General features: G+C 72.3%; 17 protein-coding genes, 1 tRNA gene and 2 pseudogenes. 9 read left to right on the top strand and 11 right to left on the bottom strand.

Annotated features, from left to right (window positions below; genetic code table 11):
* Positions 1–70 precede the first annotated feature (70 nt).
* The 3 genes from IG99_RS12210 to fdh all read left to right on the top strand — a co-directional run bounded on the left by IG99_RS12210 (position 71) and on the right by fdh (position 5,514).
* Positions 71–1,117, top strand: a complete 1,047-nt coding sequence (locus IG99_RS12210; protein ID WP_051865270.1) for a 4Fe-4S dicluster domain-containing protein — start codon at positions 71–73, stop codon at positions 1,115–1,117.
* Positions 1,114–2,166 (top strand): NrfD/PsrC family molybdoenzyme membrane anchor subunit, encoded by a 1,053-nt coding sequence (gene nrfD / locus IG99_RS12205; protein ID WP_199815498.1) that lies wholly within the window; start codon positions 1,114–1,116, stop codon positions 2,164–2,166. The genes IG99_RS12210 and nrfD overlap by 4 nt, the downstream gene beginning before the upstream one ends.
* Positions 2,167–2,256: 90 nt before the next feature.
* Complete coding sequence (gene fdh / locus IG99_RS12195; RefSeq protein ID WP_199815497.1) at positions 2,257–5,514, top strand: formate dehydrogenase; 3,258 nt, start codon at positions 2,257–2,259, stop codon at positions 5,512–5,514.
* Positions 5,515–5,575: 61 nt separating this feature from the next.
* On the opposite strand, the gene selD is transcribed toward fdh, so the two are convergent.
* Positions 5,576–6,601, bottom strand: a complete 1,026-nt coding sequence (selD, locus tag IG99_RS12190; protein ID WP_037672770.1) for a selenide, water dikinase SelD — start codon at positions 6,599–6,601, stop codon at positions 5,576–5,578.
* 119 nt (positions 6,602–6,720) lie between these two features.
* On the opposite strand from selD, the gene IG99_RS48705 reads away from it, so the two are divergent.
* A tRNA-Sec gene (locus IG99_RS48705) sits at positions 6,721–6,813 on the top strand.
* A gap of 35 nt (positions 6,814–6,848) precedes the next feature.
* On the opposite strand, the pseudogene IG99_RS12185 reads toward IG99_RS48705, so the two are convergent.
* The 3 genes and pseudogenes from IG99_RS12185 to IG99_RS12175 all read right to left on the bottom strand — a co-directional run.
* Positions 6,849–8,522: pseudogene (locus IG99_RS12185) on the bottom strand (SelB domain-containing protein); the annotation flags it as partial.
* Positions 8,523–8,527: 5 nt separating this feature from the next.
* Positions 8,528–9,928 (bottom strand): L-seryl-tRNA(Sec) selenium transferase, encoded by a 1,401-nt coding sequence (gene selA / locus IG99_RS12180; RefSeq protein WP_199815496.1) that lies wholly within the window; start codon positions 9,926–9,928, stop codon positions 8,528–8,530.
* A gap of 163 nt (positions 9,929–10,091) precedes the next feature.
* Positions 10,092–11,066 carry an SDR family oxidoreductase gene (locus tag IG99_RS12175; RefSeq protein ID WP_037672765.1) on the bottom strand — a complete coding sequence of 325 codons (975 nt, stop codon included), beginning with the start codon at positions 11,064–11,066 and terminating at the stop codon, positions 10,092–10,094.
* A 185-nt stretch (positions 11,067–11,251) separates the two neighbouring features.
* Here IG99_RS12175 and IG99_RS12170 point away from each other — a divergent pair, with 185 nt between their 5' ends.
* Both IG99_RS12170 and IG99_RS12165 read left to right on the top strand, forming a co-directional pair.
* Positions 11,252–11,950 carry a YqjF family protein gene (locus IG99_RS12170; protein WP_037673001.1) on the top strand — a complete coding sequence of 233 codons (699 nt, stop codon included), beginning with the start codon at positions 11,252–11,254 and terminating at the stop codon, positions 11,948–11,950.
* Positions 11,947–12,555, top strand: a complete 609-nt coding sequence (locus IG99_RS12165) for a hypothetical protein (RefSeq protein ID WP_234311822.1) — start codon at positions 11,947–11,949, stop codon at positions 12,553–12,555. Before IG99_RS12170 ends, IG99_RS12165 begins: the two co-directional genes overlap by 4 nt.
* A gap of 14 nt (positions 12,556–12,569) precedes the next feature.
* Here IG99_RS12165 and IG99_RS12160 read toward each other — a convergent pair whose 3' ends face one another.
* Together IG99_RS12160 and IG99_RS12155 are read right to left on the bottom strand one after the other, a co-directional pair.
* Complete coding sequence (locus IG99_RS12160; protein ID WP_037672763.1) at positions 12,570–13,493, bottom strand: Rieske (2Fe-2S) protein; 924 nt, start codon at positions 13,491–13,493, stop codon at positions 12,570–12,572.
* A gap of 101 nt (positions 13,494–13,594) precedes the next feature.
* A complete protein-coding gene (locus IG99_RS12155; RefSeq protein ID WP_037672761.1) occupies positions 13,595–14,077 on the bottom strand; it encodes a MarR family winged helix-turn-helix transcriptional regulator in 483 nt (160 codons plus the stop codon).
* A 166-nt stretch (positions 14,078–14,243) separates the two neighbouring features.
* On the opposite strand from IG99_RS12155, the gene IG99_RS12150 reads away from it, so the two are divergent.
* The gene (locus IG99_RS12150; RefSeq protein ID WP_037672758.1) at positions 14,244–15,608 is read left to right on the top strand and encodes a pyridoxal phosphate-dependent decarboxylase family protein; all 1,365 of its coding nucleotides are present in this window, start codon (positions 14,244–14,246) and stop codon (positions 15,606–15,608) included.
* A 282-nt stretch (positions 15,609–15,890) separates the two neighbouring features.
* On the opposite strand, the gene IG99_RS12145 is transcribed toward IG99_RS12150, so the two are convergent.
* The 5 genes and pseudogenes from IG99_RS12145 to IG99_RS47550 all read right to left on the bottom strand — a co-directional run.
* Positions 15,891–16,745, bottom strand: coding sequence for a carbohydrate ABC transporter permease (locus IG99_RS12145; RefSeq protein ID WP_037672755.1), 855 nt, complete (start codon positions 16,743–16,745; stop codon positions 15,891–15,893).
* Positions 16,742–17,698 carry a carbohydrate ABC transporter permease gene (locus IG99_RS12140; RefSeq protein ID WP_199815495.1) on the bottom strand — a complete coding sequence of 319 codons (957 nt, stop codon included), beginning with the start codon at positions 17,696–17,698 and terminating at the stop codon, positions 16,742–16,744. The genes IG99_RS12145 and IG99_RS12140 overlap by 4 nt, the downstream gene beginning before the upstream one ends.
* Before the next feature lie 77 nt (positions 17,699–17,775).
* Positions 17,776–19,086 carry an ABC transporter substrate-binding protein gene (locus IG99_RS12135; protein WP_037672752.1) on the bottom strand — a complete coding sequence of 437 codons (1,311 nt, stop codon included), beginning with the start codon at positions 19,084–19,086 and terminating at the stop codon, positions 17,776–17,778.
* 91 nt (positions 19,087–19,177) lie between these two features.
* Complete coding sequence (locus tag IG99_RS51980) at positions 19,178–19,276, bottom strand: hypothetical protein (protein WP_394298004.1); 99 nt, start codon at positions 19,274–19,276, stop codon at positions 19,178–19,180.
* Positions 19,277–19,325: 49 nt separating this feature from the next.
* A pseudogene (locus tag IG99_RS47550) lies at positions 19,326–19,712 on the bottom strand (LacI family DNA-binding transcriptional regulator); the annotation flags it as partial.
* 171 nt (positions 19,713–19,883) lie between these two features.
* Here IG99_RS47550 and IG99_RS12125 point away from each other — a divergent pair.
* A complete protein-coding gene (locus IG99_RS12125; protein WP_037672747.1) occupies positions 19,884–22,001 on the top strand; it encodes an alpha-galactosidase in 2,118 nt (705 codons plus the stop codon).
* Between the two features lie 103 nt (positions 22,002–22,104).
* Positions 22,105–22,989 carry a TIGR03619 family F420-dependent LLM class oxidoreductase gene (locus tag IG99_RS12120; RefSeq protein WP_234311821.1) on the top strand — a complete coding sequence of 295 codons (885 nt, stop codon included), beginning with the start codon at positions 22,105–22,107 and terminating at the stop codon, positions 22,987–22,989.
* Positions 22,990–23,028 lie beyond the last annotated feature (39 nt).

Below are 23,028 nucleotides of genomic sequence, written 5' to 3'. Positions count from 1 at the left end.
CGCCGACCGCCGACGTCTACTGGAGGTGGAGGAAAGCCGCCGGGAAGTCGTGGGCGAGGAGGTGCGGGCCATGACGGACGACACCGCAGCACAAGCGGCCCGGACGAGCGTGGACCCGGCCCGCGGCAATCTGCTCTTCGGCTCGCAGCCCGACGTGGCGGGCGCCGCCGGATACACCGACGCCCGGCCCCGCATGGGTTTCTTCACCGACACCTCCGTGTGCATCGGCTGCAAGGCGTGCGAGGTCGCCTGCAAGGAGTGGAACGCGATCCCCGAGGACGGCCTGGAACTGACCGGCATGTCCTACGACAACACCCAGGGACTCGGCGCCGACACCTGGCGGCACGTGGCCTTCATCGAGCAGCGCAAGCCGCTGGGCGGACAGGAGCCCGGCATCGGCCACGAGGACGTCGACGTCTTCGCGGCGGCCGCTGACCTGGGCACCTCACCCTCCTCGCCCGGCCCGGGCGCCACCGTCCCCGAGCCCGGCTCCGTGCCCGCGGGCGCGCCGACCGGGGCGATCTCCCCCGTGGCGCCCGACGGTCGCACCGAACTGCGCTGGCTGATGTCCTCCGACGTGTGCAAGCACTGCACGCACGCGGCCTGTCTCGACGTGTGCCCGACGGGGTCCCTGTTCCGCACCGAGTTCGGCACGGTCGTGGTCCAGGAGGACATCTGCAACGGCTGCGGCTACTGCGTGCCCGCCTGCCCGTACGGCGTCATCGACCAGCGCCCCGACGACGGACGCGCCTGGAAATGCACCCTGTGCTACGACCGGCTCGGCACCGGCATGGAACCGGCCTGTGCCAAGGCGTGCCCCACCGACTCCATCCAGTTCGGCCCCGTGGACGAGCTGAGGGAGCGGGCGGCGACCCGAGTGGAGCGGCTGCGGGCGGCCGGTGTCACGGACGCGCGCCTGTACGGCGAGGATCCTCAGGACGGCGTGGGTGGCGACGGCGCGTTCTTCCTGTTGCTGGACCAGCCCGAGGTGTACGGCCTGCCGCCCGACCCGGTCGTCACCACCCGTGATTTGCCCGCCATGTGGCGGCATGCGGCGGCGGCCGCCGCGTCGCTCGCCGCCATGGCCGTCGTCAGTTTCGTCAGGAGGGCGCGATGACCGGGTCGGACGTCACCCGTGACGGGCTGGAGGGCGCGCGCCCCGGACGCGACGCCGTCACCGGGGAGCCGACCGGACGCCGTCGGCGGCGACGTGGACACGGCGAGCGGGCCATGGTTCCCGAGGCCGAGTTCTCGTCGTACTACGGCAAGCCGGTCCTGAACAGGCCGACGTGGAAGCCCCTCGACATCGCGGGCTACCTCTACCTCGGGGGGCTCGCCGGGGCCTCGTCCCTGCTGGCCGCCGGCGGCCAGGTCACGGGTCGGCCCGGGCTGGCGCGGGTGGCGAAGCTCGGAGCGGCGGGCGCCATGTCCCTCTCGCTGGCCGCCCTCGTCCATGATCTGGGCCGCCCCGCCCGGTTCGTCAACATGCTGCGCGTCTTCAAGCCCACGTCCCCGATGAGCCTGGGTTCGTGGCTGCTGGCGGGCTACGCACCGCTCGCGGTGGCCGCCGCTGCCGCCGACGTCACGGGTCGTCACCGGGCTGTCGGTGCTGCCGCGACGGTGGGCGCCGCCGCGCTCGGCCCGGCGGTCGCCACCTACACCGCCGTTCTGATCTCCGACACCGCGGTGCCGTCGTGGCACGAGGGCTATCGCGAGTTGCCGTTCGTCTTCGCGGGTTCGGGCGCCACCGCCGCGGCCGGGCTCGCGCTGGCCTGTGCCCCGGCCCGGGACACCGGGCCCGCGCGCCGCCTGGCGGCGGCCGGCGCCGCGCTGGAGCTGGGATCGTTCCGGCTGATGAAGCGGCGCATGGGGTTGGCGGCCGAGCCCTACGAGCAGGGCGGTCCGCACCGGCTGCTGCGTTCTGCGGAGGTGCTCACGGCGGGAGGTGCCGTACTGGCGACGTACGCGGGCCGCGCGGGCTGCCGTAGCGGCCGGGCCCGGCTGCTCACCACGGGCGCGGGCGCGGCCCTGCTGACCGGCTCGGCCGCCCTGCGGTTCGGCGTGTTCCACGCCGGCGTGGCCTCCGCCGAGGACCCTCGATACACCGTCGTACCGCAGCGGGAGCGCCTGGAGGCCCAGGCCCAGGCACGGTCCGAGGACCACTGACGGGCGGACCACCGTCGACGCCCTTCCCGACCAGATGATGCCGTCTTCGGCCGGCTGCGGGAAAATATGCGTAGTGGGAAGGCGGACGTCATGGGCGTACGCACATGGATCGACACCTGGCCGGTGTACCGCCAGCTCAAGGGGACGGACCCCCTGGGCCGCGGGGCCGCCGCCCGGAGCGGCCGCAGCGCGCGGCTCACTCCCCGGACCGCCTCGGCGGACAGGGTGGTGAAGTCCATCTGCCCGTACTGCGCGGTGGGCTGCGGCCAGAACGTCTACGTCCAGGACGACCGCGTCACCCAGATCGAGGGCGACCCGGACTCCCCCATCTCGCGCGGCCGTCTGTGTCCCAAGGGCGCCGCCAGCCTGCAGCTGACCACCGGAAGCTCCCGCGGGCACCAGGTCCTCCACCGGCGCCCGCACGGCACTTCGTGGGAGCGCCTCGACCTCGACACGGCCATGGACATGATCGCCGACCGGGTCATCGAGACCCGCCGGGCGGGCTGGCAGTGGGAGGTCGACGAGACCCGCACCCGGCGCACGCTCGGCATCGCCAGTCTGGGCGGGGCCACGCTGGACGACGAGGAGAACTACCTGATCAAGAAGTTGTTCACCGCCCTGGGAGCCGTGCAGATCGAGAACCAGGCGCGTGTTTGACACTCCTCCACCGTTCCCGGTCTGGGAACCTCGTTCGGCCGCGGCGGTGCGACCACCTTCCAGCAGGACCTGCAGAACGCCGACTGCATCGTCATCCAGGGCTCGAACACGGCCGAGTGCCATCCGGTCGGGTTCCAGTGGGTCATGGAGGCGAAGGCCCGTGGCGCGAAGGTGATCCACGTCGACCCGCGGTTCACCCGGACCAGCGCGCAGGCCGACGTGCACGTGCCACTGCGCGCGGGCTCGGACATCGCCTTCCTCGGCGGGATCATCAACCACGTCCTGAGCAACGACAAGTACTTCCGCGACTACGTGGTGGCGTACACCAACGGTCCCGTCGTCCTGCGTGAGGACTTCCGTGACACCGAGGACCTCGACGGGGTCTTCTCCGGCCTCGACCCCGACACCCGCACCTACGACAACAGCAGCTGGCAGTACGCCGGTACGGAGATGCAGGCGGCCTCCGGCCAACGGGACCAGGAGTACGACCAGCGCCCCGGCGGCGGTTCGGTGTCGGAGGCGGCGCGCGGCGAGGCCCACGGGGCCGGCGGCGCCGACGTGGGCGAGGGCCGGCCCGAACGGGACGAGACGCTCACCCACCCGCGCTGTGTCTTCCAGGTGCTCAAGCGGCACTACGCCCGCTACACCCCCGAGATGGTCGAGAGCGTCTGCGGCGTGCCGCCGGACCTCTTCCGCCAGGTGTGCGAACTCGTCACGGAGAACTCCGGACGGGACCGCACCACCGCCTTCGCCTACGCGGTCGGGTGGACGCAGCACACCGTGGGGGTCCAGTACATCCGGGCGGCCTGCGTCCTGCAGCTGCTGCTCGGCAACATCGGGCGGCCCGGAGGCGGCATCCTGGCGCTGCGCGGGCACGCCTCCATCCAGGGCTCGACGGACATCTCCACCCTGTTCAACCTGCTGCCCGGCTACATCCCGATGCGGCACGCCCACCAGGAGCAGGGCCTGGACGCCTTCGTGCGGGACGAGGCAGCCCACAAGGGCTACTGGGGCAACATGCGGTCCTATCTCGTCAGCCTGCTCAAGGCCTACTGGGGTGAGGCGGCGACCGACGAGAACGACTTCTGCTTCGACTACCTGCCGCGCCTCACCGGCTCCCACTCCACCTACGAGACGGTCATGGCCCAGCTCGAAGGGACCTGCAAGGGCTATTTCCTCATGGGCGAGAACCCCGCGGTCGGGTCCGCCAACGGCAAGATGCAGCGCCTGGGCATGGCCAACCTGGACTGGCTCGTCGTACGTGACTTCTCCCTCATCGAGTCGGCCACCTGGTGGAAGGACGGCCCGGAGATCGAGACGGGTGAGCTGCGCACCGAGGACATCCGCACCGAGGTGTTCTTCCTGCCGGCCGCCGCGCACACCGAGAAGGACGGCACCTTCACCAACACCCAGCGCCTGCTGCAGTGGCACCACCGGGCCGTCGACCCGCCCGGCGAGGCGCGCAGCGACCTGTGGTTCACCTACCACCTCGGACGGATCATCCGGCAGAAGCTCGCCGCGTCCACCGACCCGATGGACCGGCCCGTGCTGGACCTCACCTGGGACTACCCCACGAAGGGCGAGCAGGCGGAGCCGGACGCCGAGGCCGTCCTCGCCGAGATCAACGGCCACGACGCCGAGGGCGACCCACTGGCCTCGTACGAGCAGCTGCGCGGCGACGGATCCACCTCCTGCGGCTGCTGGATCTACTGCGGCGTGTACGCGGACGGCGTGAACCAGGCCGCCCGCCGCAAGCCGGGCGGGCAGCAGAACTGGGTGGCGAACGAGTGGGGCTGGGCCTGGCCCGCCAACCGGCGCATCCTGTACAACCGTGCGTCGGCCGACCCGGACGGCAGGCCGTGGAGCGAGCGCAAGGCGCTGGTGTGGTGGGACGCGGACAAGGGCGAGTGGACCGGCCACGACATCGCCGACTTCAAGAAGGACAAGCCCCCCGATCACCGGCCCCCGGAGGGCGCGACCGGGCCCGCGGCCCTGTCGGGCACCGACCCGTTCATCATGCAGGCCGACGGCAAGGCCTGGCTGTACGTTCCGTCCGGGCTCACCGACGGGCCCCTGCCCACCCACTACGAGCCGCAGGACTCGCCCTTCCCGAACCTCCTCCACGCCCGGCAGCGCAACCCGGTACGGCAGTTGCTTCCGCCGCACCCGGCCAACCGCTACCAGCCCAGCGGCGATGAGGCGGGCGCGGAGGTCTTCCCCTACGTGGCCACCACCTGCCGGCTCACCGAACACCACACCGCGGGCGGTATGTCCCGCTGGCTGCCCTACCTGGCGGAGCTGCAACCGGAGTTCTTCTGTGAGGTGTCGCCCGAACTCGCCGCCGAACGCGGTCTGCGGCACACCGGCTGGGCGACGATCGTCAGCGCCCGCGCCGTGATCGAGGCCCGGGTGATGGTCACCGACCGGGTACCGCCGCTGAGGGTGCACGGGCGCGTCCTGCACCAGGTGGCACTGCCCTACCACTGGGGGCCGAACGGCTACAGCACGGGCGACGCGGCCAACGAGCTGCTGCACCTGTCCCTGGACCCCAACAGCCACATCCAGGAGACCAAGGCCTTCGCCGTCGACATCCGGCCCGGCCGCCGCCCCAGGGGCCCGGCCGCCGTCGAGCTGGTGCGGGCGTACCGGGCGCGGGCCGGTGTCGACGAACGGACGGGCACGGAGCCCTGACCGGCGCCGGCCCTCATCTCAGTACGTCCTCACCTCAGTACGTCCTCACCTCAGTACGTCCTCACCTCAGCACGAGGGAGTGCCCCGTCCATGCGACGAGTTCCCCCACGACGGGCGCTCCGGGTACCTCGCCCGCGACGAGCAGCCCGCCCGAGGTCTGGGCGTCGGCCAGGAGCAGCCGGGTGTCGGCGTCCGTGTCCCCGAAGTCGGTGAACGGCGCCACCCACTCCAGGTTGCGCCGGGTGCCGCCGCTGACGTACCCGTCCCGGACCGCCTCGCGCGCCCCGTCGAGGTAGGGCACGGCGGCGGTGTCGACCACCGCGGTCACGCCCGAGGCCCGGGCCAGCTTGTGCAGGTGGCCGAGGAGGCCGAAGCCGGTGATGTCGGTGGCACAGGTCGCCCCGGCTTCCAGGGCCGCCTCCGACGCCTCCCGGTTGAGCGCCGTCATCGTGGCCACCGCCTGCTCGAAACGTTCCCCCGTGACCTTGTGGCGGTTGTTCAGCACCCCCAGTCCGAGGGGCTTGGTCAGCGACAGGGGCATGCCCGGCCGACCGGCGTCGTTGCGCAGCAGGCGCGCCGGGTCGGCGAGACCGGTGACGGCCATGCCGTACTTGGGTTCGGGATCGTCCACACTGTGCCCGCCGCCCACGTGGCAGCCCGCGTCGACGGCGATCTCCAGCCCGCCGCGCAGCACTTCACGGGCCAGATCGTAGGGCAGCACATCGCGTGGCCAGGCCAGGAGATTGACGGCGACGAGCGGGCGGCCGCCCATCGCGTACACGTCCGACAGGGCGTTGGCCGCGGCGATGCGTCCCCAGTCGTACGGGTCGTCCACGACCGGCGTGAAGAAGTCGGCGGTGGACACCACCGCCTGGACCGGGTCGTCGCCCCTGGCGGGCAGGGCGACCACGGCGGCGTCGTCGCCGGTGGCCGGCCCCACCAGCAGCGGGCTGTCGCCCACGATCGTCCGCGGCCCGGCCAGTGCGCTGAGCACGTCCTCCAGCTCACCGGGAGGGATCTTGCAGGCGCAGCCTCCGCCGTGGGCGAAATGCGTGAGCCGCACGGGTGTTTCTCGGGTGGCGGTCATGACGGTCCTCTCGGTCGATGGCGGTCCGTCGCGAGGGATCGATGGCGGTCCGTCGCGAGGGATCTCGCCGTGGCGAGCGCCGCCGGTACCCGAAGCCTCCGGTAGCGTGGGCGGGCGATGGAGGCGTGTGGGTGCCTGGTGGCCCTCCCGGTCTTCAAAACCGAGGTGTCCGAGGATCTCGGGCAGGCGGGTTCGATTCCCGTCCGCCTCCGCTCTCCGTACCGGCCCGGCAGCGTCGACGCTGGTCGTCCACTCGTTCGGTGTACCCCCGGGCGTCCAGGAACTCCAGCAGCGGCACGGCGACCCGGCGTGTGGTGTCGAGGGCCCGCCGCGCCTCGCTGAGTGTGAACGGCTGCCGGAGCCCGCGGAGCACGCCGGCGGCTCGGGCGTCCGCCTCCGGAAGCAGCACGATGCCGTCGCCGACCCGCAGCAGCGCGCCCGCCGACACGGCGGCGGCCAGGGCCTTGCCGGTGAGCCCCACCTCGGTCAGCCGGTAGGCCTCCGGGGCCCGGAACGGTGCCCTCGCCAGCTCACGCCGCACCGCGTCCACGGCCGCCCGCACCGGCGGCGGCAGGGTGGGCCGGAGGTCTCCGTACAGCCGCCCTCGGACGGAGGACACCTTTCCGGACGTCCCGGCGAGGGCGTCGACGAGCGACCGGTCGGGCAGACCGAGCAGGCGGCGGGCTGCCTCGGTGGGCAGGCCGGGCTCCAGCGGGTGCTGTGTCGCGTGGTGTTCGACCTCGGTCTCCAGGCGATCCCGCAGCGCCGCCCAGTGGGCCGCGTCGACCAGCCAGTCCCCGCCCACGGGCGCGCCGGGGGCCGGGACTCCCATGGCCGCGAGCTCCGACCGGCGGACGAGTCGGCGCCGCCGCAGTTCCGCCGCGCCGTCCGGCCTGCCGGTCATGCCCTCCAGTTCGGCCGCCCTCGCCCGAGCCGCTCCCCGCCGGGTGAGCCGGGGCGGTCGCACGTCCAGGACGGACACCCCGCACGGCATGCGCCGCCCGCCGGGTTCCCGCAGGACGGCCCGGTCGCCCACCCGCAGAGGAAGGGCCCGGCCCAGGGTCAGCCTGGCCGTGTCCGGGCCGAACGGGCGGAGGGTCACCGGCACCGCTGCGGTCCCGATGTGCAGGGTGAGCGTCCGGGGAAGGTCCTCGACCGGTGCTCCGCGGACCCTGACGTCGATCAGGTCGCTGAGCAGCCAGCGGTCCGGCGTGAGCAGCACCTGCCCCCGGCCCAGTGCACCGGCGTCGGGGCCGTGCACATTGACCGCCACACGCGCCACCCCGCCCGCGGCGGGGACGTCTTCGCGCAGGCACTGCAGCCCCCGTACCCGGAGGGCGGTCGTGCCGTCCCCCGCCACCATCCGGTCGCCGACGCGCAACGTGCCCGCCCCCAGCGTGCCGGTGACGACCGTGCCGTGACCGCGCACGGTGAAGGCGCGGTCCAGCCACAGCCGCACGTCCGCGTCGGCGGGCGGAACGGGCAGCGAGCGGCCCAACCGGATCAGCTCCCGGCGCAGTGCGCCGAGTCCGGTGCCGGTCACCGCGCTCACCGCGACGGACGGCACGATGCCGAGGGACGTGGCCGCCATACGTGCGACGGCGTCGGCACGCACGGCCTCGGGGTCCGCGAGGTCGCTGCGGCTCACCGCGAGCACGGCGTGCCGCACTCCGAGCGCGTCCAGGATCTCCAGGTGTTCCTGCGACTGCGGCTGCCAGCCCTGGTCGGCCGCCACCACGAACAGCACCGCCGGCACGGGCCCCACACCGGCCAGCATGGTGGCGACGAACCTCTCGTGCCCGGGCACGTCCACGAAGGCGAGGTGCTCGCCGCCGTGGCCGCCGCTCAGCGGGGTCCATACGAACCCGAGGTCCAGGGTCAGGCCTCGGCGTCGCTCCTCCTCGAAGCGGTCGGGTTCCATTCCGGTCAGGGCTCGGACCAGGGCTGACTTGCCGTGGTCGACGTGCCCGGCGGTGGCCAGTACCCACATGGCGCCTCCCTCCCCGCGCCCGGTTCCGGAACCGACCGCACGGCCTCGACCAGCCGCTCGTCGTCCTGCGACGGCACTGTCCGCAGGTCGAGCAGGCACCGGCCCGCCTCCAGCCTCCCCACCACGGGAACCGGACCGGTCCGCAGGGCGGCGGCGTACCGCTCGGGCAGCGACAGCGCGGCGCTGGACAGCGTCACCCCCGGGGCACCGCCACCGCCCACCGTCGCGGCGCTGGGAACGGACCGGGCATCGATGCCGTCGGCGCCGAGCGCCGACGCCAACCGCTCGGCCCGGTGGAGCAGCCGTGCCGGGTCGGCGGCCAGCGCCTCGGCGGTCGGGGTCTCGGGGCCGGCCAGCGTGGCCTCCAACGCGGCCAGGGTCAGCTTGTCCACGCGCAGCGCACGGGCGAGCGGATGCCGGGACACGGTGCGCACCAGTCGCTCCTCTCCGAGGAGCAGTCCGCACTGCGGCCCTCCGAGCAGCTTGTCCCCGCTCGCGGTGACGAGCGACGCCCCGGCCCGGAGCTGGGTCGCGGCGTCGGGCTCGGCCGGCAGGAGGGGATGAGGTGCGAGCAGCCCGGAGCCGATGTCGACGACCACCGGGACGCCGAGAGCCGCCAGCTCGGCCGTCTCGGCGGCGTGGGTGAACCCGGTGATCCGGAAGTTGGAGGGGTGCACTTTCAGCACGAACGCCGTCTGCGGGCCGACCACCGCGGCGTAGTCGGCTGCACGTGTACGGTTGGTGGTTCCCACTTCGCGCAGCCGGGCTCCGGTGGACACCAGCAGGTCCGGCAGGCGGAAACCGTCGCCGATCTCGACCATCTCACCGCGGCTGATGACGATCTCCCGGCCGGCGGCGAGCGCGGTCGCCACCAGGACGAGCGCGGCGGCACCGTTGTTCACCACATGAGCGGCAGCGGCCGTCGGGACCCGTTCGCGCAGGGCGGCCAGGGCGGTCCGCCCGCGCTGGGCCCGGGCACCGGTGTGCAGGTCGAGCTCGACGTCCGTGGGGCCGGCGGCCTCCTGCACCGCCTGCCGGGCCGCCGCCGACAGCGGCGCCCGCCCGAGGTTGGTGTGGAGGACCACCCCCGTGGCGTTGATGACGGACCTCAGCCCGCCGACGGAGCGCGGCAACAGGGCGAGCGCCGCGTCCGCCACCTGTTCCGGCGCGATGGCGCCCGTCCGCGCCTGCTCCTGGGCCTGCCGCACCGCCGCCTTCACCGCCCCGGGCCCCAGTCTGCGTCCCGCGCCGGCCAGGCGCGTGTCCCGCAGTACGGCGTCGGTACGGGGGATCCGCCGCCGCGTGTCCGTGCCGTCCGGGCTGCTGCGCTGGTCCACGTCCTCTGCTCCCTCTTGGCACCGGGAGACGGTGAGCAGCGGAACGACACGAGCGTCCCGTCCACGTGGTGCCCTGTCCACGCGGTGCCCCGTCTTCGACCAGGCTCACACCACTCGCACCGCGCCGCCTCTCGGAGCGGACCAGTACCGCACGCGGGCCGGCTCAGCGACTCCTCCGGCGTCCCGCCGTCACGGCCGCGCCCGCCAGCGCGGCGGCGAAGGCCGTTCTGCGCATCGCGGTGCGGCGCCGCCCGTGCCAGCCGCCGTGCACCGCGCCCTCCCCGGGAGCCGGTACATGCAGGGTTCCGTGGGTGGCCGGGGCCTCCTCGTCGTGATCGAGGTGGCTCTTGGCCGTCTGCCGTGCCATGGCCCGCTCCGCGGCCGCGGGTGCCATTCGGGACTGGCGTACCAGCGCGCGTCCGGCCGGCCCGACCACCGCCTCGCGACGGGGGTGGCCCACGAGGTCCACGACGGCCTTGGCGACCCGCTCGGGGCTGTAGACCGGGGGCATGGCGACCACCCTGTGCCCGGTGTAGTTCGCCGCCTGCTGGAAGTGCGGGGTGTCGATGGTCGCGGGCATCACGGTGCACACGTGGACACCCTTCTCCCCCTCCACCCGCAGCTGCTGCCGCAGGCTCGAACCGAGCCCTTGGACGGCGTGCTTCGACATGCTGTAGGGGTGGCTGTACGGCTGGGAGACGGTGCCGGCGATGGACGAGATGTTGATCAGCGTGCCGGAGCCCTGTTCGCGCATCACGCGCAGGGCCGCCCGGGCCCCGTGCACGTAGCCCATCACGTTGACGTCCAGGACCTTGCGGAAGTCCTCCAGCGGCACGTCCTCGAAGCGGCCGAAGGCGTTGACCGCCGCGTTGTTGACCCATACGTCGATCCGGCCGAACTCCGCCACGGCACGCTGCGCCAGGTCCTCGACCGCCTTGACGTCCGTCGTGTCGGTGGGCACGACCAGTGCCCGTGCTCCTCGGTGCTTCTCGCACTCCTGGGCCGTCGCCTCCAGCGCCTCCTCGCGGCGCGCGGCCAGCACCACGGCGCAGCCCTTCCGTGCGAAGGCGTCGGCTGTGGCCCGTCCGATGCCACTGGACGCCCCGGTCACCACCACCACGTGCTTGCGCAGTCCCATGTCATGCCTCCTCGGCCCTCGGCCCGGGCCGGACGCCGATGCCCGGCCCGCCGCGCATCGAGTACCCGGAACGGCACGAGTGGGTCACGGGAGCGCCTGGCGAGGTGCAGTGAGTGCCCCCGCGTTTCCGTCGAGGCGGGCGGGGGCACTCGCCGGCTGTGGTGGCGTACGGAGCGGAACAGCGGGTGACCGTACCCGCGCTGCGGGCGGGCTGGCTCACCCAGACCTTCGTCCACTGGCCGTTCCGGCCGGACGACGTTCAGGCGCTGCTCCCCGACGGCCTGGTCGTCGACGAGTACGAAGGCGCCGCCTGGGTGAGCCTCACGCCCTTCGTGATGGCGGACGTGCGCCCACCCGGCGTACCCGCCACGCTGCCCGGAGTCCCGACGTTCGCGGAGACCAACCTGCGGACCTATGTACGGCGCCGGGACGGGCGGGACGGGCTGTGGTTCCTGTCCCTGGAGGTCGCCTGGCCCCCGATGCTGGCGGCGCGCGCCGTCGGCGCGCCCTACAACCCCGGCGCCCTCAGTGTCACCCGGAGCGGGGACACCGTCTCGTACGCCGGGTCACGGTGGGCCGGTGAGGCCTCCTACCGCCTGGTCGTCCGCCCCGGCCTGCCGATCCGGCCGGCCGAGCGGGACGTGTGGCTGACCTCGCGCTGGCGGGCGTACACGCGCCGGCTCGGCGTGCTCTGGGAGATTCCCGTGGAGCACGAGCCGTGGCCGCTGGCCGAGGCGGACGTCGAGGTGCTGGAGGAGACGCTGACGGGCGCGGCGGGCCTGCCCGCCCCACTCGGCGAACCCGTGGTGCACTTCTCGGAAGGTGTCAGGCACGTACGCCTGGGGGTCTCCCGGCCCTGTGCCAGGGAGCCGGGCCCTACGTGACCCGGCTGCGCTTCGACGGCTGGATCGCGGGCCTGGGCACGGATTCCGGGACCCGCGTGGTCCTCGGCTCCTGGGCCCGCTCGCCGTTCGGGCCGTTCAGCGACGTGATGCTCGAGCGGGCCGACGGGGAGCGGCTGCTGCTCGCTCCCACGCGGCGGACGGCGGACTTCGTCAGCGGCACCTACGTCTTCGACACCGTGCGTGTCGTCCCGGTCGGCGTGAGCGTCGCGGACGGGGTGTGGGCCGTGACCGCGGGGCCGCTCCGCCTGCGTTTCACACCCGGCCGTCGAGGGCTCCTGGGGCTGCTGTTGTGTGCCGTGCCGGGCGCGCTCGCCCGCCGTCCGGCCTGGTGCGCGCTGACGGACCTGCCCGCCCGCTCGTTCCTGCCCGGGGTGCGCACCCGGGGCAGCTCCGGCGCCGGCCGCCGCGAGTGGTACGGCGCGCGGGACCTGCGGCCGATCCGTGCGGCGTCCGCGGTGTTCGAGGGCACGGACCTCGGTGCGGTGGCGCCCGTCGAACCGCCGGTGCGCTTCGGCTTCGGCTCGGTGCCGCGGCAGCCCGCGCTCACACGCGTCACGACGACGGTGGCACCGGGCCCGGCGTAGCGTTGCGCCCGGTGTCAGCCGGCGCGGCCGTGGGCCCTGTCCATTCCGGGCCCGCTCCATTCGCCGTTCGCCTCCCGGCCGGCCCGACGCAGGCGCACCTCGACGTATCCGTCGACGATCCGGGTGTCGAAGGCGGGCTGCGGGGCGGTGGCGGGGCCTTGGACGTTCCAGCCGTCGGAGAGGCGGAAGACGCTGCCGTGCCAGGGGCACTGGACGCATCCGTCGGCGACCGTGCCCTCCGACAGCGGGCCCGCCAGATGGCTGCACCGTTCGGCCAGCGCGTGGATCGTCCCGCCGGTTTCGCGGACCACCAGGACCGGCACATTGTCCACGGCGCGCCGCACGGGCTGCTCGGCCGGGAAATCGGCCACGGCGCCGATCCGGTGCCAGCCGGCTCGGACGACATGCGGTACCTCTTCCGCGTGGTTGGCGCCGGACGCCTGGCGGTAGGCGAGGTGGCCGCCCAGCAGGCCGCCGACCCCGACGGCCGTCAGCCCCAGATAGCCGTAGGCCCGGCCGGCTGCCGTACGCCCCTTGAGGCGGCTGGCGAGGGAGGCCGCGTACAGGCCGACGGCGGTCCAGTTCGCCATGGCGTGCACCAGGCCGACGCGGGCCTGTTCGCGGTGCAGTTCCGCCCAGTCGACGGCGCCCGCCAGCGCGGAGGGCGCGGCGGCGGCCAGGCCGACGCCGACGAGGACGCCCGCCTCGCGGGATCGGCCGGGCCGGGTGTCCAGTACGGCGGCGGACAGCCAGCTCCCGATCGGCACCTGCACCATCAGCGGATGGACCGGGTGTCCCAGCCACCTGCCGTGCAGGAGGTCGCGTCCGCGGCCCAGCGGCAGGGAGCGGATCGCCGACCCGAGCCGGTCGATCGCCGGATCGGCCCAGGGCGCTCGTTCCAGACGGTCCAGTAGCCACAGCACTCGGTTCTGCTTCATGTGTCGGCGTGTGGTTGCGGTCATGGGCGCCGAGTCCCCCACCTGCGGACACGACAAACGACGGCGGGACGGCAGGCGTTCCCGGGGCGGTGCGTGAGGGGTCAGTCCTCGCGCAGGGCTTCGTGTATCCGGCTCAGTGAGGCGGTCAGCCGACCGTGGTCGTCGTGGGGCACCGGTGCGACGAAGTACCGCTCGACGAGGTCCGCGTGGACGGCGGCGGCCTGCAGGAACACCGTGCGGCCGTGGTCGGTGGAGTCCACGAGGACGCTTCTGCGGTCCCCGGGGGACGGTACGCGGCGGACCAGGCCGGCTTCCTCCATGCGGTCGACCAGGCGGGTGATGCCGCTGCTGGTGAGGGTGAGGTCGTCGGCGAGCCGGCGCTGGGAGACCTCCTCGTCCGGCTGCCGGCAGAGCCTGATGAGGACCTCGAACATCGTGTGGCTCACGCCGCACTCCCGCCTCAGCGCGGTGTCGATCCGCTGCTCCAGGCGGGTGGCGGCCTTGAGCAGCAGCCCGAAGTCGTGAACGAGTGGGCTGTTGGCGGCGTGGGCGGCCTCATCGCCCCGCCGAGTCGCGGCTTCCACCTGACCGTGTCCTCCCTTGCCCTGAGCCCTGTCCTGAGCCTGCCCTCGCATTTTACTGCCTCGTCAATCACCGACGTCTCAATTACTGACCAATCAATTGCTGACTGCTCAAGTAAATCGTAGAGTGGGCGCCGCCCCCGGAGTCAGGTCAGAGAGAGGCAGTTCAGTGGATCTTCAGCACTGGCTCGGCCGAGCCACCGACGCGATCCAGCAGTGGTCCGACACGTTCGGGCCCTACGAGCAGCACCCGTCACTCCTCGTCCAGGACGACCGTTTCGGCGCCGCCTTCGAGGAGTTCACGGGGCGGCTGAAGGACAACTATCCGTTCTTCCATCCGCGCTACGCGGGGCAGATGCTCAAGCCCCCACACCCCGCGGCCGTGATCGGCTACCTCACCACCATGCTGATCAACCCCAACAACCACGCCCTGGACGGCGGCCCGGCCACCGCCCGCATGGAACGCGAGGCCGTCGCACGGCTCGCCGGGATGTTCGGCTACGACACCCACCTCGGCCACCTCACCACCAGCGGCACGATCGCCAACCTCGAAGCCCTCTTCGTCGCCCGGGAACTCCACCCCGGACAGGGCGTCGCCTACAGCGCCGACGCCCACTACACCCACGGCCGCATGTGCCACGTCCTCGGCATGAAGGGCCACCCGGTCCCGACCGACGACCGGGGCCGCATCAGCCTCGACGCGCTGGAGGAGGTCCTTCGGACCGGTGAGGTGGGCACGGTCGTCCTCACCGCCGGCACGACCGGCCTCGGGGCCGTCGATCCGATCCACACCGCCCTCGCCCTCAGGGACCGCTACGGCGTCCGGCTCCACGTCGACGCCGCCTACGGCGGCTTCTTCACCCTGCTGGCCGGTGCCGACGGACCCGAGGGGCTCTCCCCGGAGCCGTGGCGGGCGATCGCCCAGTGCGACTCGATCGTCGTCGACCCGCACAAACACGGGCTTCAGCCGTACGGCTGCGGTGCCGTCCTCTTCCGCGACCCCGAGGTGGGACGCTTCTTCGTCCACGACTCGCCGTACACCTACTTCACCTCCAGCGAACTCCACCTCGGCGAGATCAGCCTCGAATGCTCCCGCGCCGGCGCCTCGGCCGCCGCCCTGTGGCTCACCTTCCAGCTCCTCCCGCCCACCCCCGACGGCCTCGGCCGTGTCGTGGGGGCCGGCCGGCGGGCCGCCCTGCGGTGGGCGGACCTGATCACCGCGTCCGACTCCCTCGAGCTGTACCAGCGGCCCGAGCTGGACATCGTCAGCTACTTCCCCGCCGTGGCACCCGCCACCCTCGCCGCCGTCGACGTGGCATCGGCGAAGGTCCTGGCGGACGGCATGGCGAGCGCGGATCCGGTGTACCTGAGCACCCTCAAGGCCGACCGCGACGCGTTCACCGCTCGGCACCCGGAGATCATCGCGGACGCCGACGGGGCGCGCGTCCTGCGCAGTGTCCTGATGAAGCCGGAGTCCGAGCACCATGTGGAGCGTCTGCACGACCGGGTCGAACGGATCACCCGGTCGCTCTGACGGGCGCGTCGCTCCAGGCGGACGGGGCCGGTGGTCTGCCCCAGACCTACGGTGAGCTGAGGGCCGGCCGCGTAGGCGACCGGACCGGTCAGGGCGGTACCGACCAGGACCGCTGTGCAGCCGACCGCCCCCCTGAGATACCGGACATGTCCTGCTCTGTGCCTGGTTCGAGGCATGAGTGTCCTCCGCCTCCCGCATCGTCGCGGGAGGATCGTGGGTGGAACCGGGGGGTGTGGGGGCCAGGGCGTGCGGGGAGTCACGCCCCGGAGACCGTGGGCGGGGCTACTTGACGGCCCCGCTGGTGATGCCGGAGACGACCCGGCGCTGGGCGACGACGAAGACCGCCACCATGGGCAGGCTCATCATCACGACGTAGGCGAAGATCAGGTGCCAGTTGTTGAGGTACAGCTGGGCGCTGGCGACCTGGTAGAGGTTGAGGGGCAGGGTGGCCTTGGCTCCGCCGCCGAGGACGAAGAACGCGTAGAAGATGTCACTCCAGGCGAAGAGCATCACCATGATCGTCGCGGTGGCGATGACCGGCCGCAGCAGCGGAAGGATGACCTGGAAGAAGACCCGTGCCGGACCGGCGCCGTCCATGCGGGCGGCCTCCTCCAGCTCCTCGGGCAGATTGCGGATGAAGCCGGTCATGAAGAAGATCGACGTGGACAGGTACATCCCGGTGTAGACCGCGATCATGCCGAGCTGGGTGCCCGCCAGGCCCAGCTGCCGCAGCTCCATGACGATGGTGATCACCGCAGGCGGCAGCAGCAGGCCGCTGATGCTCAGCGCGTACAGGGTGCCGGTCAGACGTCCCTTGCGGCGGGCGAAGACCCACGCGGCGCCCGCGCCAAGCAGCAGGACGAGGACGACGGAGGGGACGACGACCAGCAGGCTGTTGACGAAGCCCTGGATGATCTTGCCCTGATCGAAGGTCTGCCGGTAGTTCTCGGCGGCCTGCGCGTGGTGCGGCAGGGAGAGGTTGGGCTTGATCGCCTCGGCCTGGGGCTTCACCGAGGTCACCGCCACGAGCCAGAGGGGGATGCCGATGGTGACGGCGGCGATGGCCAGGACGGTGACGGGCTGGACCCAGCGCAGGGGGCGCCGGCGTCGGGGGACGAACGCGGGGAGGGCGGTCACTGGACGTTCTCCCTTCGGCGCAGTCCGACGATGACGGGCACGGCCAGGACGACGACGATGACGAAGAGCACCAGGCTCATCGCGGACGCCTGCGCGTAGAGGCCCTGTCCGAAGACACGGAACATGTAGATGTTGAAGACCTCGGTCTCACTGCCGGGGCCGCCGGCCGTGGTGGCCTGGACGATGTCGAAGGTGTTCATGGAGCCGATCAGGGCGGTGGTGACGTTGAAGGTCACCGCGGGCGCCAGGAGAGGGAACCGGATCGACCAGAAGGTGCGCCAGGAGCCGGCGCCGTCGATGCGGGCCGCCTCCAGGACGTCCGTGGGCATGCTCTTCAGACCGGCCAGGTAGATCAGCATGGCCAGGCCCATCCACTTCCAGCCGTGGATGAGGGTCACCACGACGAGCGTCCAGGTCGTCGACCCCAGCCAGGGGGTGTCGACGTGGTGTCCGGCGAGGGAGGACAGGACGCTGTTGAGGGCGCCGTCCTGGGCGAGCAGGGCCCGGAAGATGTAGCCGACCGCGAGGGCCGAGATCAGTACGGGCAGGAAGAACACCGCCCGGAAGAAGCGGTTGAACCTTGTATCGCGCTCCAGCAGCAGGGCCAGGGCGAGCCCGAAGCCGTTCTGGAAGAGGGCGACCAGCACCGCGTACTCCACGGTGATGCGGATGTCCCGGAGCATCGAGCCGTCCTGCAGGACGCTCCGGAAGTTGGACAGACCCGCGAACTTGATGTCCGCGTGGAACGCCGACCAGTTGGTGAACGGGTAGACGAAGTTCAGCAGGTTCGGCAGCAGGAAGAAGACGCCGAACACGGCGAGCGCGGGCAGGGCGAACCACCACGGCTGGTCGGGCTTGCTGCGCGGCCGACGCCGCGACGCGCGCCGGGCGGAACCGCCCGCTTTCTTGCTGGGGGTGACGTCGGTGACGCCGATGGTGGCTGTGTCCGCCACTTCTCACCTCCGGTGGGTGGCCCCGGGCTCTGCGACGGGAAGGAGCCCGGGGCGGGGCTGGCGAAGGGACGGGCCGGTCAGAAACCGGAGACGCCGCGCGCCTTGAGGACCTGGGTGAACTGGTCCTCGGCCGCCTGGGCGACCTGCTGCGGCGTCTTCTTGCCGTAGATCATGTCGGCCAGGGCGAGGTGCATGTCGGGGGCGGTCAGCGCCTTGACCTGGAAGACGCCGGTCGCGGTGGAGAGTGCCTTGGCCTGGGCCACCGCGGTCTGCGGGAGGCCGTCGGGGTTGGGGACGGACGGCTCCACGGAGACGACCTTGTTGGCCTTGATGTAGTCGGGGTAGTCCTTGCCGAGCCAGAAGGACATGAACTGCCGGGCGGCCTGCTCGCGCTTGCTGTCGCCGGTGTGGAAGGCGACGACGCCGTTGGTCTGGTCCGGCGAGTACAGGGCCTTGGCGGAGCTGTTGGAGATGGGGAAGAAGCCCAGCTTCCGGTCCATCTCGGCGGTGCTGGAGGTGGCCTGTATCTCGCTCTGCAGGGAAGTGACGTTGAGAGCCATCGCGGCGCTGCCGTCCATGATCGCCTTGCCCTGGTCGACGAACGTGGCGGTCTTGTAGTTCTTCTGGGCCAGCCCCGCGTCCAGCAGCTTCGTCTTGTACTTCTTGATCGCGTTCACGACGACCGGGTCGGTCCACTTGGCCTGGTTCTTGTTGAGCTTGTCCCAGAAGCTCTGCGGCAGGTCGGTCAGCTGCACCTGGACCTGCCACTGCAGCGGCCACTTGTCCCCGCCGACCTCGAAGAAGGGGGCCACGCCCGTCTTGGACTTGATCTTCGCGGCGGTGGCGAGGAGTTCGTCGTAGCTGCCGGGCATCTTGGTGACGCCGGCCTTCTTGAAGACGTCCTTGTTGTAGTAGACGCCCAGGACGGCCGGGCTGGTGACGATCGCGGCGTAACGGTGGCCGTCGACCTGGCCGAGGCCCTGCTCGGTCTTCCCGAGCTTGGCGACCCAGTCCTCGTTGTCCAGCGGCAGCAGGTTCTTCGCAGGCTGGATGAACGGCAGGGTGCTTCCCGTGGGCTGCCAGAACATCAGGTCGGGCTTGTCGCCCGAGGCGAGCTTGGTGGGGACGTTCGACTCGTAGGGGTCGGGGATCACCTGGGTGCTGACGGTGGCGCCGGTCGCCTTCTGGAAGGCGTCGATGACCTGCTTGGGCTCGGAGACGCTGTTCTGCGCCACCCACATCGTCAGGTGGACGCCCTTCAGGCTCGCCGTCGCGTTCACCGACTGGGTCGGGGCGGCGGCGGAGCCGCCGGCGGTCGCGTCACTGCAGGCGGTGGCCGCCAGCCCGAGGGCACATACGACAGCGACGGAGGAAGCAATTCTTCTCATGGTTCTTCCCTGGGGCAGGCGAGGGTTGGCGGGGCTGTGCCGTGGAGGTGGGTGACGGCTGCGGCGCAGCGGGCGCGCGACGTCGTCCGGGTCATGCGTCCCGGCGCCCGGAGCTTTCGCGCCGGATCAGTTCGGGGCCGACGAGCGCCGGCGCGGGTGAGTGGTAGTCGGACTCCAGCCGGCCACGCAGCAGCCCGAAGGCCGCGCGCCCCAGCCCCTGGAAATCCAGACGGACCGTGGTCCTCCGGGGTCAGGACCCGGACGCCGAACGAGTGGCCCGCGGCACGGGCGGCCTCCTCCAGGCCCTGCAGGGTGGCCGCGTAGCCATGGAGGACGGTGTTCGACGTCAGCACCGTGACCGACTTCGTCACGCCGCTGACCAGGGCGAACGCGGTGGCGTTGCGCCGAAAGCCCAGTCTTTCGATGGCTCCCTCCACCCGGCGGCGGGTCTCCTCCCGCACGTTCGGGTGCCCGTTGATGACCCGCGAGACGGTCTGGCAGGAGACGCCCGCCGCCTGGGCGACGTCGTGGATTCTGGCTGGCTTCCGCCGGCTTCCCCGGGGTACGGCCGGGGGGCCGGAGCTTGTGTGACCGGTCACAACCATGCGAGGATTGTGAGCGGTCACATCGGGGGCGTCAAGAGTGCGAAACCACGGCGTCACCGCCCCGCAGCAATCGCGGTGCCTGCCGTCACCGCCCCCGGAACCCCGGAAAACCCCGGGCCACTGCACATGACCCGCGGAAACCGACCGCATGGAACCGTCGAGACGTTTGCTCATCCCAGAAGGGAAATCGCGTTGACTGCTGCTGCCGACACCGCCCGGGGGGCCGAGGTGTGGACCCATGAGGCCCTCGGGCTGAGCGCCGTCGTCGACCCTGCCGGCGCGGTCGGACTCACCTCCCCCGGCCGGCCGTGGGAGACCCTCGTCCCGCTCGTCGAGGTCGTCCTCACCGGACACGGGCGCGTCTGGTCCGGAGAACGCTTCATCGACACGACCGTCGGCAGCCGCATGGTGCTGCGGGACCAGGAGACATTCGAGGAGGGGCCGTGGCGGCGCACGGTGATCCGGCTCGCCGATCCGCAGACCGGTCTGCTCGCCGAGGTCGGGCTGAGCACGGTCGCGGGTGCGGGCTTTGTCCGCTCGCAAGTGCGGCTGGTCAACGAAGGCGACGCCCCCCTGCACGTGGAGAGCGTGTCGACCCTCACCCTGGGCGGCATCGTGGACGGGGCGGGGGGTCTGGACGGGCTGCGGGTGCACTGGGCCGACAACGACTGGCTCGCCGAGTGCCGCTGGCAGCAGACCCCGTTCCGCGACCAGGTGGTCACCCTGAACCGGGCCGCGCACGGCCACGAGGGCCGCGGCTGCTTCGAGCGATACTCCCAGGGCAGCTGGTCGACCGGTCGGCATCTGCCGCTCGCCGCCCTCACCGACGGCGGCGAGGGTGAGGTCTGGCTGTGGCAGATCGAGTCCAGTGCGGGCTGGAGGTATGAGACCGGGGAGCGTGAGGGGGCCGCCTATCTCGCCCTGTTCGGTCCCGACGACGCGCATCACCAGTGGCGGCGGACCCTGGACCCGGGTGGGGAGTTCACGAGCGTGCCCGGTGTCCTCGTCCACACCGGGAGTGGCGGTCTGGATGCCGCGTTCGGTGAGCTCACCGCCTACCGCCGCCACATCCGCCGCGCCCATCCCGACCACCGGGCGCTGCCGGTGATCTACAACGACTACATGAACACCCTGATGGGCGACCCCACCACCGACAAACTCCTGCCGCTGATCGAAGCGGCCGGTGCGGCCGGCGCGGAGGTGTTCGTCATCGACGCCGGCTGGTACGACGACGACGCGCAGGGCTGGTGGGACGCGGTGGGGGCGTGGGAGGCGTCCTCGAGCCGGTTCCCGGGCGGCATCCAAAGGGTCCTGGACGCGATCCGGGAGCGGGGCATGACGCCGGGGCTGTGGCTGGAGCCGGAGGTCGTCGGCGTCCGCAGCCCGCTGGCCGACACCCTGCCGCCGGAGGCGTTCTTCCGCCGCAACGGGGTTCGGGTGGCCGAGCACGGCCGCTACCACCTCGATCTGCGCCACCCCGCCGCCCGCGCCCACCTCGATGATGTCGTCGACCGGATCGTGGGCGACTGGGGCGTGGGTTACCTCAAGCTGGACTACAACGTCAACATCGGCCCCGGCACCGAGAACGGCACCGAAAGCCCCGGCGCGGGCCTGCTCGGCCACCACCGCGCCCACCTCGACTGGCTCGCCGGCCTCCTCGACCGCCACCCCGGCCTGGTTCTGGAGAACTGCGGGTCGGGCGGCCTGCGCATGGACTACGCGCAGCTCGCGGTGGCTCAGCTCCAGTCGACCAGCGACCAGCAGGACCCCTGGCGCTACCCGCCGATAGCGGCGGCGGCCGCGACCGCGGTGGCGCCCGAGCAGGCCGCTGTCTGGGCCTACCCGCAGCCCCACTTCAGCCCGGACGAGATCGTCTTCACGATGGTCACGGCTCTGCTGGGCCGCGTGCACCTGTCGGGCTTCCTGGACCGCATGGACGACACCCGGGCAGCGCTCGTCCGCTCCGGCATCGAGGTCTACAAGCGCATCCGGCCGGAGATCAGCGGGGCGCTTCCCTTCTGGCCGCTCGGGCTGCCCTCCTGGGAGGACGACTGGCCGGCCCACGGACTGCGTACCGACTCCGCGACCTACCTCGCGGTGTGGCGACGCGTGCCCGAAGGCCACGCCGGTTCGGGAGGCGCCGGCAGCCGCGCCCTCCCGATCCCCCACCTTCGCGGCAGTCGGCAATGCCCTGCCGTGCTCTACCCGACCGACTCCGGTGCTACGGCGACGTGGGACGCGGCGACCGGACAACTCACCGTCTCCCTCCCCCGCCCCGACACCGCCGTGCTGGTCCGTCTCGGCGCGTAGTGCTCCGACCGGGAAGGTGCACGGGCGCGCGGGAGTTGGGTGTGGCGACAGGGCGATCGGTGATCGTCGTGCCGCCGTCGGACTTCCTGCGAAAGGCAACCTCGTGCCCCTCCTGCGTCTGGGCGTCTCCCTTCAACCGCGCTGGCCGCTCGACGACGGAGTCGGCGTGCTCCGCGCCGCACGCCGCGCCGAAGACCTGGGCTTCGACCACGTCGCGGTCGGCAACCGTCTCCTGGAGAGCGGGTTCGGCCTCGACACGGACCCGCTTGTTCTGCTGTCGGCCGTCGCGGGGGCGACGACGCGCCTGCGGCTGCTGACGTCCGTACTCGTCGCGCCGTACTACCCGGCACTGGTGCTGGCCAACCAGGCGGCCACCCTGGACGTCGTGTCCGGCGGCCGCTTGATCCTGGGTGTCGGCACCGGCTGGAACCCCGACGAATTCGCCGCGGTCGGCGTGCCCGCCCGGGAACGAGGTGCACGCACCGACGACCATCTCGCCGCGGCGAAGGCCCTGTGGACCCGGCGACCCGCCGACTTCGACGGGCCGTTCACCACGCTGCACTCCGCGCACCTCGGAGTGCCCCCGGTCACCGCCGGCGGTCCGCCCGTGTGGGTCGGCGGTCACAGCGACGCCGCCCTGCGCCGTGCGCTGCGCTTCGGCGACGGCTGGTACGGCACAGGCGCCGACGCCGTGGAGGTCGCCGACGTCCGGCGCCGTCTGCGTGACCTCGCCGGCCCGGAGGACGCCGACCGGCTGACGCTCGCTTCGGCCGCGTTCCTCACTCCGCCGGGTCTGCCCGCGGCGGTTCCGCCACCGGGACGGCCGCTCGGGGGCACCGCGCCCACCGCGGCGAGTGTCGCCGACGACCTCGGGCGGCTCGCCGAAACAGGGCTCACTGCCTGCACCCTGTGGCTGCCGGTCGCGGCAGAACATGTCGAGAGGGCCATGGAGTGGATCGCAGCCGAGGTGGCACCGCGACTCACCTGATGGGCGCGTGTCAGGGAAGTCCGCCAGGCCGGAGATGCT

Source organism: Streptomyces griseus subsp. griseus, from assembly GCF_000720255.1.
Lineage (GTDB): Bacteria > Actinomycetota > Actinomycetes > Streptomycetales > Streptomycetaceae > Streptomyces > Streptomyces griseus_I.
This window is presented reverse-complemented; position numbering and strand designations above follow the sequence as displayed.